This window comes from Phenylobacterium aquaticum (assembly GCF_022695515.1).
GTDB classification, from domain to species: Bacteria; Pseudomonadota; Alphaproteobacteria; order Caulobacterales; family Caulobacteraceae; genus Phenylobacterium; species Phenylobacterium aquaticum.
Window position 1 is genome coordinate 13402 of sequence record NZ_JALDPT010000007.1, and the last position, 18235, is coordinate 31636.

Sequence of the window (18235 nt, forward strand, 5' to 3'; positions counted from 1 at the left end):
TTTACTTCCGCGCCTTAACCAAAGAGGGCTGCGCGAGGCTTGCCTGCGCGACCTGGGCCGGGGGCCATGCAGAGTACGACCAAGATCAATCTCGAGAAGGCGACAGCCCTCGTGATCGATGACAACCAGCAGGCGCTCGACCTGCTGTCGAGCGTGCTCGCCAGTTTCGGCCTGCGCGACCAGGTGCGCTGCACCAGCGCCATGGAGGCGGTCGAGGTCTGCAAGCGCCGGGTCTTCGACCTGATCCTCACCGACGGCCAGATGCCGGTGATGGACGGCTACGAATTCGTCCACTGGCTGCGCCGCGAGGGCGGGGACGCCGGACGCCTGACCCCGACCATCGTGGTCACGGCCCACACCCGCAAATCACATGTGATCAAGGCCCGCGACTGCGGCGCCAACTTCATCATCGCCAAGCCCATCACCCCCACGGTCATCCTGCAGCGCATCTTCTGGGTGGCCCAGGCCAACCGGGTGTTCATCGAGACCGACAGCTATGTGGGCCCCGACCGGCGCTTCAAGCAGATGGGGCCGCCGGCGGAATTCCCGGACGGGCGGCGCAGGGACGACAAGCCGGTGGAGATCGGCGCGGCTCAGGAGCCGAACATGAGCCAGGATGAACTCAACAATATGATCGTCGCACAGAAGGCCGCGCTATGAGCGTCGTAAAGAAATACCACGTGAAGCCCCGGCTGGCCGAGATGATCCAGAAGGCGGGCGGCCTGCATGTCGGCGAGGCCATCAAGCGCGGTCAGGCCGTGATCGACGAGCATCGCGAGGAGTTCCTCAGCGAGATCGACGCCGCCATGGCCGCCATGGACGCGCTGGCGGCCCAGGCCGACTACGACATCGAGGAGATGTACAAGGCCTCGACCCGGGTGATCTCGGCCTGCGCCGTGCTGACCGACGAAAGCCTGGCCCAGGCCTCGCGCTCGCTCTGCGACCTGATCGACCGGGCGAGCGAGACCGGCAAGATCAATCCGCTGAGCGTCCAGGTGCACCTGGCCTCGATGCGCATGCTGCACCGCTCCGAAGCCAGTCCGGACGAGCGGGCCCAGATTCTCGAGGGCCTGACCAAGGTCGTCGAGAAGCAGGATCGTCAGGCGGCGGCCGCCCAGGCCAAGGGCGAGGCCGAGGCGGCCTCCGACACCTAGGCCTTGACCCCCAGGGCCTCCAGGGCCCGGGCTTTCACGGCCTTATAGTCGACCTTGCCATTGGGGGCGCGGCCGATCGAATCGACCACCACCAGCTCCCGCGGCGCCTTGTAGTGAGCGAGCTGGGCCTTCACGTGCTCGGTCATCTCGGCCAGGGTCAGGTCGTGGGCGCCCTCGGGCTCCACCACCGCGCAGATCCGCTCCCCGAAGCGCGGATCGGGCACACCCACCACCACCGCATCGCGGACATGGGCGTGGGTCTTCAGCGCCTCCTCGACTTCCTCGGGGAAGACCTTCTCGCCGCCGGTGTTGATGCACTGAGAGCCGCGGCCCAGCAGCTTCAGGGTGCCGTCGAGATTGACCTCGGCGAAGTCGCCCGGCACCGACCAGCGCACGCCCTCCATGATCTTGAAGGTCTTGGCGCTCTTCTCCTCGTCCTTGTAGTAGCCCATCGGCAGGAAGCCGGAGACCGCCACCAGGCCGCGCTCGCCGGAACCCGGCTCCACGCGCCGGCCGTCCTCGGTGAACACGGCCGTGTTCGGGCCCAGCATGAAGGCCGCGGTCTGGGCCTCGGCCCCCGCGGCGGACGCCGACGCCCCCAGCCCCACGGCCTCCGACGAGCCGAAGCTGTCGGCGATCATGGCGCCCGGGATATGGCTCAGCAGGCCGCGCTTGTTCTCCTGGCTCCACATGGAGCCCGACGAGCTCATGGAGCGGATGCTGGAGAGGTCCCAGCGGCCCGGGTTGGCCTCCAGCGCCTCCAGCATGGGGGTGGAGAAGGCCAGGCCCACCAGCACGATATTGGTCGCCTTCAGCCGCTCGGCCTCGTTCCACAGCTCGATGGCGTCGAACTTGCGCGAGGGCAGGGTGCAGACCGTGCCGCCGCCGATCAGCGAGATGAAGGCTGAGAACTGTCCGGTCCCGTGCATCAGGGGCGCGGCGGTGATCATCGTGGACCGCAGGTGCTCGGGCCCCTGGATGCGGGCGATCAGCTCGGGGATCGAGGTCGCGGGCGCGATGCCCAGGGCGGCGTTGCCGCCGGCGCCCAGCACATTGAACAGGTCGTCCTGCCGCCACATCACGCCCTTGGGCATGCCGGTGGTGCCGCCGGTGTAGAGCAGCACCAGATCGTCGGGGGAACGGCCCCAGGGGGCCTTCACCGGCCGCTGGGCGGGCGTCTTGGCGACCAGGGTCTCATAGTCCTCGGCCCAGGCCGGCGCCGGGTGGCCCGGCTCGGCGACCGCGATCCACAGCTTCACCTTGGGCAGGCGGGCGCGGACGGCTTCCAGGGTCTCGGTGAAGCCCGCATGGAAGACCACCACCTCGGCGTCGGCGTTGTCGAAGAGGTAGACCAGCTCCTCGCCGCCATAGCGGTAATTGGTGTTGATCGGGTCCAGGCCCGCCTTGAAGGCCGCGCAATAGACCTCGAGATATTCCGGCCCGTTGTAGAGATAGGCCGCGACCTTGCCGTCGGCGCCGGCCCCGGCGGTCACCAGGCGCGCGGCCAGGGCGTCGGCGCGGGCGTCGAACTGGGCCCAGGTCACCACCCGCTCCCCCTGGATCAGGGCCGGTCTGTCGGGCTGGACGGCTGCAATGGCTTCCCAGACGTCCGCGAATAGCCACGCGCTCATGGCTGCCTCCCTAGGCTTGTTATGCTTGGGCGGCAGTTGGCGTCGGGCCGGCCGTCTTAGTCAACGGTGACGCGAGGGGAGGCTGACCTAGGGGAATGTTTCCTCAGGCGGTGAGGCGCGCCCGGCGGCGCAATTCGCCGAAGGAGACGAGCCTCTGGCCCGCCTCGTCCCACAGGGCGAGGGGGATGCACCTGAGGCTTTCGCGCAGGCCGATGCGGCTGACGCCCTTCAGCTCCGGGTGGTCCGAGAGCACCTCGGTCAGCCGATAGAAGGGGATGCGGCTCGACAGGTGGTGGACGTGGTGGATGCCGATATTGGCGGTCAGCCAGCGCAGGACCGGCGGCAGGTCATAGTGCGAACTGCCGCGCAGGGCGGCGTCCTCGCGCTGCCAGTCGGAATGGCGGGCCCAGGCCACGCCCTCGAACTGGTGCTGCACGAAGAACAGCCACACCCCGATGGTCGCGGCGATCAGCAGGGTGAGCGCATTGATGATCAGGACGGGGGCCAGGCCCACCAGCCAGACCAGCAGGGCGCAGCCGACCAGGGCGGCCAGGCTATTGCCCAGGGTGGAAACCCAAGGCCGCCAGCCCTCGCGCATCAGGCCCACGGGGATCCGCTGCTGGATGAAGAACACGAAGGCCGGCCCCAGGCCGAACATGACCAGCGGATTGCGATAGAGCCGATAGCCCAGGCGGCGGATCGGCGGCAGGGCGAGATATTCCTCGACCGTCAGCATCTCGATCACGCCCAGGCCGCGCCGGTCCAGATTGCCGGAGGTCGCGTGGTGGATCGCGTGGGTGCGGCGCCAGTAGTCGTAAGGGGTGAGCGTCAGCACGCCGATGGCGCGCCCCACCCACTCATTGGCCGCCTTGGCCTCGAAGAAGGCGCCGTGTCCGCAGTCGTGCTGGATCATGAACAGCCGCACCAGAAAGACGGCGGCCGGCACGGTCAGCAGCAGGGCCGCGCCCCACCAGCCGGCCTTGAAGGCCATCCAGCCCAGGCCCCAGAGGGCGCAGAGGGGGGCCGCGGTGAGGGTCAGTTCGAAGACGCTGCGACCGAGGCTCGCCTGCTTGTAGGGCGCCAGGCGTCGGGTCCAGTCGGGAGAGGTCGTCACGTGCGGGCAGGCTTTCGTCGGAGGGAGCGGCCGTATGGCCCTCTATAGGAGGCATATGCGACGAAACGGTTATTTCGACCAGTCCCGGGGCGTCCGCGCTCAGACTTGCGACGATAGGTCCGCATTACGGAGAATTAATGTCCGCCCAGAGGCCCTCGCCTTGCCGGCTCCGGCGGGCGGCCCCTAGGGTCGTGTAACAGCTGTGACGTCCCTGCCCAGGCGGGGCCGATGAAGCCGTAACATGAGTTATATTGTTCAGGATATTGATTTAATGCATCAAATTGACCGTCGCTCATTTCTCGCGACCAGCGCGGGCGCCGCCCTACTCACCGCCGCTCCGGCCTTCGCCCAGACCGGCGAGGACGCGCGGCTGAAGGCCATGCTGGACCAGATGTTCGAGGCGCAGGTCGATGAGAGCCCGCAGCGCGCCACCAGCCTGGGCCTCGACAAGGGCGCGCGCGCGGCCCTCAAGGGCCAGCTGGACGACAACTCCGCTGCCGGCCGGGCGCGTCGCCTGGAAGCCGTCCGCGGCCGAGTCGCGGCGCTGAAGACCATCAAGCGCGAGGCCCTGTCCGACGCCGCCAAGGTCGATCTGGACGTGGTGCTCTATCAGAACCAGACGGCGCTCAACGCCGGCGACAAGTACAAGTTCGGCTCAGCCGGCGGCCGCTTCAGCCCCTATGTGATCAGCCAGCAGACCGGGGTCTATCAGTCGGTCCCCGACTTCCTGGACAACCAGCACAAGATCGTCACCGCCGCGGACGCCGACGCGTGGCTGTCGCGCCTGCACGCCTTCTCCGGCGCGCTCGACCAGGACCTCGACCGCATGAAGTCCGACGTCGCCGCCGGCGTCGTGCCGCCCGACTTCGTCTGCGACCTGTCCCTCGGCCAGCTCAAGGCCCTGCGCGACCAGCCGCCCGAGAAGACGGTCATGGTCACGTCCCTGGTCGCCAAGGCCAAGGCCGCCGGCCTTGCGGGCGACTATGCGACCCCCGCGGCCAAGATCGTCGCCGAGGAGATCTTCCCCGCCCTCGACCGCCAGATCGCCGCGGTCCAGGCCGCCCGCGCCAAGGCCACGAGCCAGGCCGGGATCGGCAAGCTGAAGAACGGCGCGGCCTATTATCAGGATGCGGTGCGGGCCTCGACCACCACCGACCTGACCCCGGACCAGGTGCACCAGATGGGCCTGACCCAGGTCGCGGAGATCTCCGCGCGCCTCGACACCATCCTCAAGGGCCAGGGCCTGACCACCGGCACGGTGGCCGAACGCCTGACCAGCCTGAACAACCGCCCCGACCAGCTCTATGACAACACCGACGAGGGGCGCGCGGCCCTGCTGGCGGCGCTCAATGTCCAGATCGGCGAGATCTACAAGAAGCTGCCCCTGGCCTTCGCGACCCTGCCCAAGGCCAAGGTGGAGGTGAAGCGGGTGCCCGCCTTCATCCAGGACGGCGCCGCCAACGGCCACTACCAGGGCGCGGCCCTGGACGGCTCGCGCCCGGCCAACTTCTTCATCAACCTGAAGGAGACCCACGACTGGCCGAAGTACAATTTGCCGACGCTCGTCTATCACGAGGCGGTGCCTGGCCATCACCTGCAGATCGCGCTGGCCCAGGAGAGCACGAAGATCCCGATCATCCGGCGCACCGGGGGCGGCTTCTCGGCCTTCTCGGAAGGCTGGGCTCTCTATGCGGAGCAGCTGGCGGACGAGATCGGCGTCTATGAGGGCGATCCCCTGGGCCAGGCCGGATATCTGCAGTCCCTGCTGTTCCGCGCCTCACGCCTGGTGATCGACACCGGCATCCACGCCAAGGGCTGGAGCCGCGATCAGGCCACCGACTACATGGTCAGCGTCACCGGCTATCCGCGCAGCCGCGCCCAGCGCGAGGTCGAGCGCTATTGCGTCTCGCCCGGACAGGCTTGCAGCTACAAGGTCGGCCATACGGTCTGGAACCGGGTCCGCGACGCGGCCAAGGCCAAGCTCGGCGCCCGGTTCGATCTGAAGGCCTGGCACGACGCGGCCCTGCTGTCCGGCTCCATGCCGATGACCGTGCTGGAGCGTCACATGTCGGAGTGGCTGGCGACCCAGGCCTGAGCCTGGGGCCCGGTCAGCCCCAGCCCTCGACGGCCCCGACCCGTCGGGCCGCCGGGCGGCCGGCGGGGGCGGCCAGGTTGATCGGCGGCTGGGGGGAGTCGGCGCCGGGTCCGTAGAGCCAGCCCTGGGCGTAGTCGACGCCGGCCTTGCGCACGGCGTCCTCGGCCTCGGGGCTCTCGACCATTTCGGCGAGCGTCTTGACCCCCATCTCGCCGCACATGTTGACCAGGTGCTTGATGAAGGTCGATTGCCGGCCGCCGTGTTCGATGTCGCGGATATAGCGGCCGTCGATCTTCACGATGTCGAGCGACAGGTGCTGGAGATAGGCGAGCGAGGCCGCGCCGGCCCCGAAGTCGTCCAGGCAGACCAGGCAGCCCTCGGCGCGCAGCATCTGCAGGTGGCGATCGGCCTGGCCCAGGTCGTCGATGGCCGAGCTTTCGGTCAGTTCGAACATCAGCCGCTTCTTGGCGGCCGGATAGGCGGCCAGCAGACGCTTCACCGCGCCCATGAAGTCGGCGTTGACGATGGTCCGGCCGGAGACGTTCACCGCCAGGTGGGCGGAGGTGTCGGCCATCAGCTTCTGCACCGTCCGTTCGACCACGGCGATGTCCAAGAGCTGGATCAGGTCCAGCTCCTCGGCCATGCGGATCATCGGGAACGGACTGGCGTCGTCGCCGAACCGCACCAGGACCTCGTGGTGGTGGAGCTTGGAATTGGCCTTCAGGTCGACGACGGGCTGGTAGATCAGGCGGAAGTCACGGCCGTTCAGCGCCTTCTGCAGGACGCTGACCTCGCTCAGGGTCCGCTTCACGGACTGGGTGACGGCGTCGTCCAGGGTGCCGGGCGGCACGCCGGGCAGGCCGTCCTTGATGAAGGTGTCCAGCGAATAGCGGATGGCGCGGATCGCCTGGCCGGGGCTGGCGGCGTCGACGCGGAGCGGGATCGACGAGGCCTGGGGGGTCAGCACTTCGTCAGACGCGAGCGCCAGCAGGCTCAGCACCCGCTTGGTCATGCCGTCGGCGGGCTCGCCTTGCTGGCGCACCAGGGCGAAGCGGTCCTCGGTCAGCTGGGCCGCGGCCCCGCCATAGCTCTGGGCCAGCAGGATGCCGGTCAGGCGCTCTTCCAGGGTCTTGGCGGCGTCGGGGCCGACCTTCTGGCGCAGGGCGGCCAGACCGCCCATCTCGACCAGCGACAGTTCGAGGTCGAGCCCGGTCTGCTGGGCGGATTCGAACAGGGTGGAGGTGACCGCCTCGAACGAGGACTTGTCGTGCAGGCCGTGGGTCGTCCTGGGCGCGGCGCGGGTGAGGGCGCACGAGATCGCCCCATCATTTCCCGGCAGGCAGAAGGTCGACAGGGCCGCCGCGCGCTCCGGTCCGCCAGTGGCCGCCAGGGAGACCACCACCGGACCGCCACGGCGTCCGGGCGTCGAGCCGTCGAAAAGGGCCTGGACCATGGGCCAGTCGCGGGCGTCGATGAATTCCTTCCAGGGGCGGCCATTGACCACGGTCTCGGGCGCGCCGGAGATCGCCTCGCTGGCGCCGATCGCTACCGCGATGGTCCCGTTCGTCGCCACTTCCAGCAGCAGGTCGGCGCTCGCGAAGGCGAAGCCGAGCAGTCGATGCGATGCGAGCGACAAGGGCGGGTTCCTGAGGTTTCCGGAGACCATCGGTCAACAGACTTAAATTCCAGTTGAAGTTCCGTGGTTTAGTGGCGCAACCCTGCGTCGAGACGTCGCATTTGTAACCCGAAACGGGGCGCAGAGGCCTCACTGGCCGCGGCGGTTGATTTCCCGGCGGGGGCAGGGCTTGCTGCGCCCATGTCCGACCTTGCGAGCCTGCGCCACCGTCCCACCGCCCGGGTCCTGTTGTTCGACGCCCAGGATCGTATCCTGCTGATGAAGGGGCGGCTGCCCAACCGACCCCAGGGCAGCAGCGCCTGGTTCACCGTCGGCGGCGGTCTGGAGCCGGGCGAGAGCCTGGAGGCCGGCGCCCTGCGCGAAATCGCCGAGGAGACCGGCTTCACCGAGGTCGAGCTCGGCCCGGTGGTCTGGCTGCGCGAGGGGGCGGGCGTTCTGGCCAGCGGCGAGCGGGTGCTGTTCCGCGAGACCTATGTCGTCGCCCGTTGCGCCGGCGGCGAGGCCAGCCGCGCGGGCTGGGAGGCGCACGAGGTTGATCTGGTGGATGACCTGCGCTGGTGGGCCTTCGAGGATCTGCTGCGCACCGAGGAGCGGATCTATCCCGAACGCTTCCTGGAGCTGCTGCCCGATGTCCTGGCCGGCCGCTATCCGGCCGAACCCCTGGTCATCACCGTGCCGCGCGTCCCGTGAGCCTCAGGCCGAGGCCGCGACCTCGGCGCCCGGCTCGTCCTCGTCCGGATTGGCGACCGCCGCCATCATGGCCGAGACCAGGTTCTGCACCTGCACGGGCTTGGTGACATAGCCGGCGAAGCCCAGCTCGGTGTAGCGCTCGGCGCCCAGCGTCATGGCGTCGGCGGTCACCGCGATCAGCGGGGTCTCGCGATTGGGGCCGGGGGCGGCGCGCAGGGCCTGCAGCACGTCGATCCCGGTCATTTCCGGCATCTGGATGTCCATCAGCACGAGGTCGAAGGCCTGGGAGGTCAGGGCCTCCAGCGCCTCGCGGCCGCCGGCCGCCTTGCGGACCACGAAGCCCATGGCGCCCAGCAATTGTTCCAGAACAATCAGGTTGGTCGGGTTGTCGTCGGCGGCCAGGATCGACAGGACCGGGGCCTCTTCCTCGGTGATCGCCTGGGCGGCCAGGTCGCCCTGGGCCGGCGCATCCGTGCGCTCCAGCGGCAGACTGAGCCGGAAGGTCGAGCCCTGGCCCAGCACGCTGTCCACCGAGACCGAACCGCCCATCAGGCTGGACAGCTCCTTGCAGATCGCCAGGCCGAGGCCCGCGCCCGCAAAGCGGCGCACATCGGTGGCGTCCGCCTGGCTGAACATCTCGAACAGGTGGGGCATGTCGAATTCGTCGATGCCGACCCCGGTGTCGGACACCGCGAAGACCAGGCGCTCGTCGTCCGCGCAGGTGAGCGTCACCGACACCCCGCCCTCGCGGGTGAACTTCAGGGCGTTGCCGACGAGGTTGAACAGCACCTGGCGCACGCGGCGGGGATCGAGCGCGGCATAGGCGGGAACGGCCTCGGCCACCTCGACGCTCAGGGCCAGGCCCCGCTCGGCGGCGGTCGGCGCCCAGAAGGCCTCCATCTCGGCCAGCAGGGTGCGCAGGTCGCAGGAGGTCTTGGAGATCTCCATCTGGCCCGCGTCGATCTTCGACAGGTCGAGAATGTCGTTGAGGATGACCATCAGGAGCTCGCCGCTCTTGATCAGGGTCTCGACCTGCTGGCGCTGGGCCGGCGTCATGTCGGAGCGCTGCAGCAGCTGGGCCATGCCCAGAACCCCGTTCATGGGGGTGCGGATCTCGTGGCTCATGGTGGCCAGGAAGGTCGACTTGGCCAGGCTGGCGCGACGGGCCTCCTCACGCGCCGTCTCGGCGGCGTCGCGAGCGGTGGTCAGGTGGTCGATCAGCCGGTTCTTCTCGTCCTGCCGGTCGAGCAGGTCGTCCTTGGTGCGGGTCGCCATCTTGCCGATCAGGGCGGCGATCATGCCCAGCCAGGCCAGAGCCCCGAACAGGGCCAGGTCCGCGCTGCGGCCCTGCACCGCCAGGACCAGGACGCCCAGGGCGGTCATCGGCGGGATCACCGCCTGGCGGAAGATCTGAGGCGCCAGCACCGACTGGATCACGCCGACCAGCAGCAGGCCGCTGGCGATCAGGCCCAGATAGACCAGGTCCGCCGGCTGCGGGCTCATCAGCATGACCGCGGCCGGGGCCGACAGGGTCACGATCCCGCGGACCAGCACGCAATTGGAAAGCCGCTTCAGGCCGACCGCGCTGTCGGTCGTATCCGCCGTGGCGAGCCAGCGGCGATAGAGCAGGCGCAGGGCGACATCGGCGGTGACGCAAGCCGGCGCCATGACCAGGGCCATCCAGGGATGGCCGATGATCGCGAAGATCAGGCTGGCGGCGATGTCGAAGGCGGTGGCGAGCCCGAGCCCCTGGATATGGTTTTCGAGCACCCTGCGAAACAGGCCCTTGTCGGACGGCGTGATCGTCCAGCTGGGCAGCGTGGCGGGGGTGGCGGCGTCCGGGGCGTCGACCATTGGGGTCCTTGGGTAGTCATTCTGACTGCACACCCACGCTTCGCATGCCAGGTATTGAAAAATCCTTTGCAAGCGGGTGGTTACGTGGCTCCTTGCAACCAAAGACGAAGGCTGTTGGGGAGCGGGACGGATGATGCTTGCGATGCTGGCTGCGGCGGCGGTCCTGGGCTCGGGCTGCGACCTTGAGCGCCCCTCCGGCGCCCCCGGCTGCACGGCCGGCTTGGTTGACGCCCTGCCCATGAACGCCATGCAGGTGATCGGCACCCACAACAGCTATAAGTCCGCCATCGCCCCGGCCGAGATGGCGATGCTGAAGTCCCTCAGCCCCAAGACCGCCGCCGGCCTCGACTACAGCCATCCGCCCCTGACCGAGCAGCTCAACGCCGGCGCCCGCCAGCTGGAGCTGGACTATGTCTATGACCCGCAAGGGGGGCGCTACGCTTCGCCGCTCGGGCTCAAGCTCGCCAAGGACGCGGCCCAGGCGCCCTATGACTCCGCCCCCATGATGGCGCCGGGCCTGAAGGTCATGCATGTGCCCGACATCGACTATCGCAGCGTCTGTCCGACCTTCGTCGGCTGCCTGACCGAGATCCGGGCCTGGTCGCGGGCGCACCGCAACCACGTGCCGATCCTGATCATCATGAACCTCAAGGACGACAACATCCCGTTTCCGGGCGCCGTCCCCCTGCTGCCCTTCGACGCCAAGGCGATGGACTCCATCGACGCCGAGATCCGCTCGGTGTTTCCCGAGGCCGAGCTGATCACCCCCGACAAGGTCCAGGGCAAGGCCGCCACCCTGCGCGAGGCCGTGGCGTCCGCGGGCTGGCCGAAGCTCAAGGCGGCGCGGGGCAAGGTCATGTTCGCCATGGACGAGGGGCCGGAGAAGACCAGTCTCTATCGGGGCCAGCGCAAGTCGCTGGAGGGCCGGGTGATGTTCGTCAATGTCGAGGAGACCTCGCCCGCAGCCGGCTACATCACCCTGAACGAGCCGATCGAACTGGCCGACCGCATCAAGGCTGCGGTCAAGGCGGGACTGATCGTGCGCACCCGCGCCGACGCCGATACCGTCGAGGCCCGCAGCAATGACCGCACCCGCCAGGCGGCGGCCTTCGCGTCCGGCGCCCAGTATGTCTCCACCGACTATATGAGCCCCGACGCGCGCCTCAGTTCCTATGAGGCGCACCTGCCGGGCGGCGGGGTCGCGCGGCTGGACCCGAAGCCCTAGGTCGGCTGGCGTTCGAGGTTCTGCGGCAGGGCGTCGGTGATCTCCCACCAGTCGGCCTTGGAGCCGACGAAATTGTGCACCGCCGGCCGGGCGGCGACCGGTGCGTCCAGCGTCCCGGCCCGCACCCGCACCACGCCGGGAACGGCGACGGCGCGGCTGAAGATCGGCGAGCCGCACTGGCTGCAGAACACCCGTTCCTTGCCCGGCGAGCTTTCATAGGCTCGCAGGGTCTCCTGGCTGGAGGTGAAGCGGAAATCCGCCACCGCCACCGGCAGGTTGGTGGCGAAGGGTGCGCCCTGCGCTTTGCGGCAGGCGCCGCAGTGGCAGATCTGGATGTCGGGCAGTGGGCCGGTGATCTCGAAGCGGATCGAACCGCAGAGGCAGGAGCCGGTGGTCATGGGAAACGCTCCGCGGAGGGGACTGAACGGGGCCTTCTAGCGCAACGGATTTGACGGGTCGCCCGGCGCAGTCGAACTATCCTTGCAAAACGCGCGGGGGGACGACGTGCATCTGGGCGCCATCGATGGCCTGATCCTGGGCCTTTATCTGGTTGTGGTCCTGCTGGTCGGCTGGCTGGCCGCGCGCAAGACCAAGAGCGGAACCGACTTCTTCCTGGCCGGGCGCTCGATCCCGGCCTGGGTCTGCGGCCTGGCCTTCATCTCCGCCAATTTGGGCGCGCAAGAGGTGATCGGCATGGGCGCCTCGGGCGCCAAGTACGGCATCGCCACCGCCCATTTCTATTGGCTGGGGGCCATCCCGGCGATGGTGTTCATCGGCGTCTTCATGATGCCGTTCTATTACGGCTCCAAGGCCCGCTCCGCGCCGGAATATCTGCGCATGCGCTTCGACGAGAAGACGCGGGCCTTCAATGCGCTGAGCTTCGCGGTGATGACCATCATCGGCTCGGGCGTCTCCATGTACGCCATGGCCAAGCTGATCCAGACCCTGCACGTGCTGGACGCGCCCTTCGCGGCGGCGGGCCTGCCCCAGACCTGGATCTTCCACGCCGCCATCCTGGCCTCGGCCCTGGTGGTGCTCGTCTACATCTACATGGGGGGCCTGAGAGGGGCGATCTACAACGAGGTCCTGCAGTTTTTCCTGATCGTCGCCGGCTTCGCGCCGCTCGCCTGGTTCGGCCTGAAGAGCGCCGGCGGCTGGGAGGGGATCAAGGCGACGCTCGGTCCCGCCTACACCCATGCCTGGCAGGGCATGGGCGACCCGGCGACCAACCGCCTCGGCGTCGACGGCTTCGGCCTGGTCATGGGCTTGGGCTTCGTCCTGTCCTTCGGCTACTGGTGCACCGACTTCCTGGTGGTTCAGAGGGCCATGGCGGCCGACAGCATGGCCTCGGCCCGGCGCACGCCGCTGATCGCCGCCGGCTTCAAGATGTTCTTCCCGTTCCTGGTGATCATCCCGGGCCTCGCCGCGCTCACCCTGACCACCGCCGCCATGGCCCCGGCCCAGGCCGCGGGGCCCGGCCATGTCCAGGCCGCCGCCGTCATCCCGGTCAAGCTCGACTCGGCCAGCGGCAAGCCGATGCTGGATTCCGCCGGCAAGCCCCAGCTCGACTACGACCTGGCGACCCCCAACCTGCTGATCCACACCTTTCCGACCGGCATGCTGGGCCTGGGCCTCACCGCCCTGCTGGCCAGCTTCATGTCGGGCATGGCCGGCAATGTGACGGCCTTCAACACCGTCTGGACCTATGATCTCTACCAGGCCTATCTGAAGCCCGAGGCCAGCGACGCCCACTATCTGGCGGTCGGGCGGCTGACGACCGCGGTGGGCATCCTTCTGTCGGTCGGCGCGGCCTACATGGCCAGCCAGTTCAACAACATCATGGATCTGATCCAGCTGATATGCGCCTTCGTGAACGCGCCGGTCTTCGCGACTTTCCTGCTCGGCATGTTCTGGAAGCGGGCGACGGGCCACGGCGCTTTCTGGGGCCTGGTGCTCGGCACGGCGGGCGCGGCCCTCCACCATGGCCTGACCCTGCCGCTCGGCTCGGTTCCGGGGATCAAGGGCGGCTGGCTGACCGTGGTCCACACCTATCCCAGCGAGATGGCTCAGAACTTCTGGACCGCGATCTGGGCCTGGAGCCTGTGCTTCGGCCTCACCATCGCCGGCAGCCTGGCGACCCGTCCCCGCGCCGAGGGCGAGCTGGTCGGCCTGGTCTACAGCCTGACGCCCAAGCTTGACGAACCCGGCGGCGGCTGGCTGCGCAATCCGGTGGTGCTGGGGGCGATCGTGCTCGGCGCCACCCTCGTCCTCAACCTCGTCTTCTGGTGAGATCGGCCATGGATGTCCGCCTGCCCATCGGCCTCTTGTTCATCGGCATCGGCCTCTTGCTGGTCGTCGCCGGCCTGACCACCCCCGCCGCCCAGCTGAAGCTGGCCAGCACCGGCGTGAACCTCGACCTCGCCTGGGGCGCCGCCATGACCGCTTTCGGGGCGGGCGCGGTGCTGCTCACCCGGATCGGACGGTCCTAGCCCAGGGCGTCCAGCCGGATCGCGTCCAGCTCGGCCGCGGTCATGACGCCCGCCTGGAACAGGGTCAGGAACTCCGCCGAGACGCCATTGCCGAACATCAGCGGATCGTCGGTGTTGACGCTCACCCGCACGCCGGCGTCGTACAGCCGGCGGATCGGATGATCCTCCATCCGCGCCACCCGGCCGAGCTTGAGGTTCGAGGTCGGGCAGAGGTTCAGCCGCACCCCGGTCTCGGCCAGCCTGCGCATCACCTCGGGCGAGTCCGCCGCCGCGATCCCGTGCTGCACCTCGTCCAGTTCCAGCAGTTCGACGGCGCGCCAGACGTCGTCGGCCGTCCCCCATTCGCCGACATGGGCCTTCAGCTTTAGCCCGGCGGCCTTGGCCTTGCGGTAGAGGGGGACGAACACCTCGATCGGCTGGGCGAACTCGTCGCCGGACAGGTCCAGGGTCTTGAAGGTCCCCAGCTCCAGCAGGGGCGTCATCCACCAATCCAGCGCCGCATAGGGACAGTGCCGGGACATCCCCATCTGCGGAATCCAGTCCACCTGCGGCCCGCCGCGAGCATGGGCCTCCGTCAGGGTGCGCCAGACGGCTTGCGCCGTGCCGTCATACTGGGTGATGCCCCAGACATCGTCGCCGACCTCCAGACGGGTCACGCCGTCCAGGGCGGCCTGGGCGAAGGTGGCTTCAAAGGCCACGGCCCGACCGGCCCCGCCCTTGAAGACGTCGCCAGTGGCGTCGCTGACCCAGGCGTGCATCTCGTCCATCGAGCCGAGCACGTGCTCAAGCGGGGCGATGTCACGGCCGGTGCGCGCACGGACCCAGTCGCGGTCGCCGCCCATCAGCGCATGTATATGCAGGTCGGCCTTGGGACAGGCCCTCAGGCCGGCAAGGTCGCCGGCTTCGAGCGCGGCCTGAAACTCCGTCTCCATGGCGCGCGCTCCTCGGGCGTCAGAGTTTGCTGAAGTCCGCCGGCCGTTTCTCGCGGAAGGCGGCCAGGGCTTCGAGATTGGCGGGGCCGCCCTCCAGGCCGCGGAACACCGCATCCTCCCGCGCCCGCGCGGCGCGGGCGGCGTCGAGGCGGGCATGGATCAGCAGGCGCTTGGTGGCGACCAGGGAGACGATCGGATTGGGGGCGATCAGCGCGGCCTGCGCCCTGGCCCGGTCGAGCACCGTCCCGGCCTGCGTCACTTCGCGGGCCAGGCCCATGGCGACGGCGGTGGGGGCGTCGATCCAGCGTCCCGTATAGACGATGTCGGCGGTGTTGGACCAACCGACCAGGGCCGGCAGCAGCGAGGTCGAGCCCGCCTCGGCCGTGACGCCCAGGGTCACGAACGGCGCCCGCAGCCGCGCGCCCTCATCCATGAACACGAAGTCGCAATAGGGCAGGAGGGTCAGGCCGATGCCGACCCCCAGGCCGTTGACGGCGGCGATCAGCGGCTTCTCGAAACTGTCCAGCGCATCCATGAACGGCCCGAAGCCATGGACCTCGCCCGGCGGATAGGTCGGGCGGTTCTCCATCTCGGCCAGGTCCTGGCCAGCGCAGAAGGCGCGGCCCTCGCCGGTCAGGATCACCACCGCCACGCCCGGATCGGCGGCGGCCAGGTTCAGGGCGTGGCCGACGGCGTCATAGAGGGCGTCGCTCATCGAATTGAGCTGGGCCGGCCGGTTCAGGGTCAGGATGCGGACGCGACCTTCGTCGGCGACCTTCAGGACGGGTTCGCTCATGCGTCGATCCTTTCGACTCGTTCGGGATGGCCGGACCAGGTCCAGGCCATGGTCGGGCGCGACACGCCCAGCATCATGCCGCCGAGGCTGGGCGGGTGCAGCCACAGCTGGTCGGAGTTGAGGTCGGCGGGGCGGGCGGCAGGCCGGTCGATGGTGATCCCGGTCCCGCCCGCCGCACGCTCGATCGCGCCCATGTCGCGGCTCTCGGCGAAGGCCATGTAGAAGCCGGCGCCCTCCTTGGCCTGATAGCGGCCCAGCGTCTTGTCGGGGTCGGTGGCGGTGATCACCTCGAACCGATGCAGCTTGCCCTTCTCGAACAGGGTCAGCACGCCGGTATAGCCGAAGGCCTCGGAGGTGATGGTCGTGAAGCAGCTCTCGTCCAGGCCGAAGGCGTCACGGATCTGGGCGACCGCGCCGGCCTGGTCGGCGGCTAGCACCGTGGCCTCATAGAGGAAGTCGATCCCGCCCACGCGCTCGCGCTCGGCTGGCGGCGAGATCACGAAGGCGATGGGGGCGTTCTCGATGGTGAGGGTCAGATAGTCCCGCCCGTCTGCGTGGCGATGCGCGGCCCCCGTGGCCACGGCGGTCTTGGCGACGGCCGCAGGATCCGGCGAAGCCGCGCCGGCGGCGAACAGGTGCGCGCGGCCCCGGCGCTTCAGGGCGTCGCCCACCGCCCCGGTTCCGTCCGGCTGCAGCAGTTCGATGTCGGAGGTTCCGAGCCTCAGGGTCAGGCGGGTTGCGCCCAGGCCGGGCAGGGCGTCGCGCCCGGCCTCCTCGGCGCCCAGCAGGGCCTTCCATTTCGCGGCCGTCGCGGCGGCGTCCGGCGTCGCCAACAGCACCCGATCGATCTCGGTCAGCACCGGTGTTCTCCCCGTCCTTCTTGTTGGCCGTGACGCTCGGCGAGAACGGGGCGGAAGGCAAGGCGGCCTGAGTTGCGGCGGGCCGGGAAATCGGCGATCAGCTTGGCCATGCCGCTCTATCCCGCCCAAGACTCCGAGCTCGAGGCCGTCGCCGCCCTGGTCAATTCCGCCTATCGCGGCGACAGCTCCCGCGTGGGCTGGACCACCGAGGCCGACTATCTCGACGGCCAGCGCACCGACGCCGACACCCTGCGCCGCGACCTCGCCGCCCAGCCGGAGGCCGCGCTCCTGCTGTTCAAGGACGCCCCCGACGGCCCGCCGCTCGGCACGGTCTGGCTGGAGCCGGCGGAGCCCGGCGTCTGGTATCTCGGCATGCTGACCATCAAGCCCGACCTGCAGGACCGCCAGCTCGGCCGCACCCTGCTGGCGGGCGGCGAGGCCCATGCCGCCGCCCGCGGCGCGAAGCGCATGCGCATGACCGTGGTCTCGATCCGCGACACCCTGATCGCCTGGTATGAGCGCCGCGGCTACGCCGCCACCGGCGAGACCCGCCCCTTCCCCTATGACGACGAAAAGTTCGGCCTGCCCCGCGTGCCGGGCCTGACCTTCATCGTCATGGAAAAGGCCCTGGGCTAGGCGCCCCTAGCCTTCCGGCAGGGTCAGCACGACCTTCACGCAGTCGCCATGATGCTGGGCGGCGATCGCTTGGTTGATCTGCGCGAACGGGAAGGTCTTGACCAGCTTCTCCAGCGGCAGCCGGCCAGCCCGCCAGTGGGCGATCAGCTCCGGGATGAACACGTCCGGATCGCTGTCGCCCTCGATGATGCCGCGTACGGTCTGGCCAAAGGTCAGCACGGTCCCGAGGTCGCCGGGCATGGGCGTGCCGGGGGCCGGAATGCCGACAATGCCCAGCACGCCCTTGGGCGCCAGGCAGGCCATGGTCGCGGTCAGGATGTCCTGACGGCCGGTGGTGTCGAAGGCGTAGTCGACGCCGGTGGCCAGGATCGCCCGCACGGCGGCGGCGACGTCGCCCGCCGCCGGATCAATGGCGTGGGTCGCGCCCAGCTCCTGGGCGAGCGCCCGGCGCGCCGCGTGGGGTTCGACCACGATGATGGTTCCGCAGCCGGCGATCGCCGCGCCCATCACCGCCGACAGGCCCACCGCCCCGCCGCCGAGGATCAGGATCGACGAGCCCTTGGCCGGAGCCAACGCCAGGATCACCCCGCCGGCGCCGGTCTGGATCCCGCAGCCCAGCGGCGCGGCCAGTTCGAAGGGAATATCGTCGGGCAGCTTCAGGACATTGCGCTCATAGGCCAGCGCATAGGTGGCGAAGGAGGACTGGCCGAAGAAGTTGGACGACACCGGCTGGCCGTCCTGGGCCAGGGCCTTGGTCCCGTCCGGACGCATGCCGATATAGTTCAGCATGGGCATGGAATAGCAGTAGGCCGGATCGCCGCTCTGGCAGCGGGCGCACTGACCGCAGGAGCGGAAGGTGATCGCCACCCGGTCGCCGGGCGCGACCTTGGTCACGGCCGATCCGACGCTCTCCACCACCCCCGCGCCTTCGTGACCCAGCACGGCGGGAAGGGCGAAGGGCATGCCGCCTTCGCGGGCGACGAGGTCGGTGTGACAGACGCCCACGGCGGCGACCCGCACGCGGATCTCGTCGGGACGCGGATCGTCCAGCTCGACGGTCTCCAGGGTGAAGTCCTGGCCCGCGGCGCGGGCGACGGCGGCGGTGACTTTCATGGGTCTGTTC

The 18235-nt window shown here is 69.2% G+C and carries 17 protein-coding genes; 8 read left to right on the forward strand and 9 right to left on the reverse strand.

The window, feature by feature from the left end:
* Positions 1 to 66: 66 nt before the first annotated feature.
* Entirely contained in the window at positions 67 to 660 is a 594-nt protein-coding gene (locus tag MQH10_RS06990; RefSeq protein ID WP_242563349.1) for a response regulator, read from the forward strand.
* Positions 657 to 1154 carry a hypothetical protein gene (locus MQH10_RS06995; protein ID WP_242563350.1) on the forward strand — a complete coding sequence of 166 codons (498 nt, stop codon included), beginning with the start codon at positions 657 to 659 and terminating at the stop codon, positions 1152 to 1154. Before MQH10_RS06990 ends, MQH10_RS06995 begins: the two co-directional genes overlap by 4 nt.
* On the opposite strand, the gene MQH10_RS07000 is transcribed toward MQH10_RS06995, so the two are convergent.
* Together MQH10_RS07000 and MQH10_RS07005 are read right to left on the reverse strand one after the other, a co-directional pair.
* Positions 1151 to 2785, reverse strand: a complete 1635-nt coding sequence (locus MQH10_RS07000) for an AMP-binding protein (RefSeq protein ID WP_242563351.1) — start codon at positions 2783 to 2785, stop codon at positions 1151 to 1153. The two genes, MQH10_RS06995 and MQH10_RS07000, sit on opposite strands and share 4 nt — an antisense overlap.
* Positions 2786 to 2888: 103 nt before the next feature.
* Positions 2889 to 3899: a fatty acid desaturase gene (locus MQH10_RS07005; RefSeq protein WP_242563352.1), complete on the reverse strand. Its 1011-nt coding sequence runs from the start codon at positions 3897 to 3899 to the stop codon at positions 2889 to 2891.
* A 271-nt stretch (positions 3900 to 4170) separates the two neighbouring features.
* Here MQH10_RS07005 and MQH10_RS07010 point away from each other — a divergent pair, with 271 nt between their 5' ends.
* Entirely contained in the window at positions 4171 to 5994 is a 1824-nt protein-coding gene (locus tag MQH10_RS07010; RefSeq protein ID WP_242563353.1) for a DUF885 domain-containing protein, read from the forward strand.
* A 13-nt stretch (positions 5995 to 6007) separates the two neighbouring features.
* Here the strand turns inward: MQH10_RS07010 and MQH10_RS07015 are convergent, their stop codons facing one another.
* Complete coding sequence (locus tag MQH10_RS07015; RefSeq protein WP_242563354.1) at positions 6008 to 7630, reverse strand: EAL domain-containing protein; 1623 nt, start codon at positions 7628 to 7630, stop codon at positions 6008 to 6010.
* Positions 7631 to 7810: 180 nt separating this feature from the next.
* On the opposite strand from MQH10_RS07015, the gene MQH10_RS07020 reads away from it, so the two are divergent.
* A complete protein-coding gene (locus MQH10_RS07020) occupies positions 7811 to 8320 on the forward strand; it encodes an NUDIX hydrolase (RefSeq protein ID WP_242563355.1) in 510 nt (169 codons plus the stop codon).
* A gap of 3 nt (positions 8321 to 8323) precedes the next feature.
* Here the strand turns inward: MQH10_RS07020 and MQH10_RS07025 are convergent, their stop codons facing one another.
* Positions 8324 to 10174, reverse strand: coding sequence for an ATP-binding protein (locus MQH10_RS07025; RefSeq protein ID WP_242563356.1), 1851 nt, complete (start codon positions 10172 to 10174; stop codon positions 8324 to 8326).
* A gap of 130 nt (positions 10175 to 10304) precedes the next feature.
* On the opposite strand from MQH10_RS07025, the gene MQH10_RS07030 reads away from it, so the two are divergent.
* Positions 10305 to 11399 (forward strand): phosphatidylinositol-specific phospholipase C1-like protein, encoded by a 1095-nt coding sequence (locus MQH10_RS07030; protein WP_242563357.1) that lies wholly within the window; start codon positions 10305 to 10307, stop codon positions 11397 to 11399.
* Here MQH10_RS07030 and MQH10_RS07035 read toward each other — a convergent pair.
* Positions 11396 to 11797 carry a GFA family protein gene (locus MQH10_RS07035; protein ID WP_242563358.1) on the reverse strand — a complete coding sequence of 134 codons (402 nt, stop codon included), beginning with the start codon at positions 11795 to 11797 and terminating at the stop codon, positions 11396 to 11398. The genes MQH10_RS07030 and MQH10_RS07035 overlap by 4 nt on opposite strands.
* Before the next feature lie 82 nt (positions 11798 to 11879).
* Between MQH10_RS07035 and MQH10_RS07040 the strand changes: the two genes are divergently transcribed.
* Positions 11880 to 13688 carry a sodium:solute symporter family protein gene (locus tag MQH10_RS07040; protein ID WP_242563359.1) on the forward strand — a complete coding sequence of 603 codons (1809 nt, stop codon included), beginning with the start codon at positions 11880 to 11882 and terminating at the stop codon, positions 13686 to 13688.
* Positions 13689 to 13696: 8 nt separating this feature from the next.
* Entirely contained in the window at positions 13697 to 13888 is a 192-nt protein-coding gene (locus MQH10_RS07045) for a hypothetical protein (protein WP_242563360.1), read from the forward strand.
* On the opposite strand, the gene MQH10_RS07050 is transcribed toward MQH10_RS07045, so the two are convergent.
* The 3 genes from MQH10_RS07050 to MQH10_RS07060 are packed head-to-tail and all read right to left on the reverse strand — an operon-like array spanning position 13885 to position 16476.
* Positions 13885 to 14820 (reverse strand): amidohydrolase family protein, encoded by a 936-nt coding sequence (locus tag MQH10_RS07050; protein WP_242563361.1) that lies wholly within the window; start codon positions 14818 to 14820, stop codon positions 13885 to 13887. The two genes, MQH10_RS07045 and MQH10_RS07050, sit on opposite strands and share 4 nt — an antisense overlap.
* Positions 14821 to 14839: 19 nt before the next feature.
* Positions 14840 to 15616, reverse strand: a complete 777-nt coding sequence (locus tag MQH10_RS07055; RefSeq protein WP_242563362.1) for an enoyl-CoA hydratase/isomerase family protein — start codon at positions 15614 to 15616, stop codon at positions 14840 to 14842.
* Entirely contained in the window at positions 15613 to 16476 is an 864-nt protein-coding gene (locus MQH10_RS07060) for a hypothetical protein (protein ID WP_242563363.1), read from the reverse strand. The genes MQH10_RS07055 and MQH10_RS07060 overlap by 4 nt, the downstream gene beginning before the upstream one ends.
* Positions 16477 to 16584: 108 nt before the next feature.
* Between MQH10_RS07060 and MQH10_RS07065 the strand changes: the two genes are divergently transcribed.
* Positions 16585 to 17112: a GNAT family N-acetyltransferase gene (locus tag MQH10_RS07065; protein ID WP_242563364.1), complete on the forward strand. Its 528-nt coding sequence runs from the start codon at positions 16585 to 16587 to the stop codon at positions 17110 to 17112.
* 6 nt (positions 17113 to 17118) lie between these two features.
* Here MQH10_RS07065 and MQH10_RS07070 read toward each other — a convergent pair whose 3' ends face one another.
* Entirely contained in the window at positions 17119 to 18225 is a 1107-nt protein-coding gene (locus MQH10_RS07070; protein ID WP_242563365.1) for an NAD(P)-dependent alcohol dehydrogenase, read from the reverse strand.
* Positions 18226 to 18235: the final 10 nt, after the last annotated feature.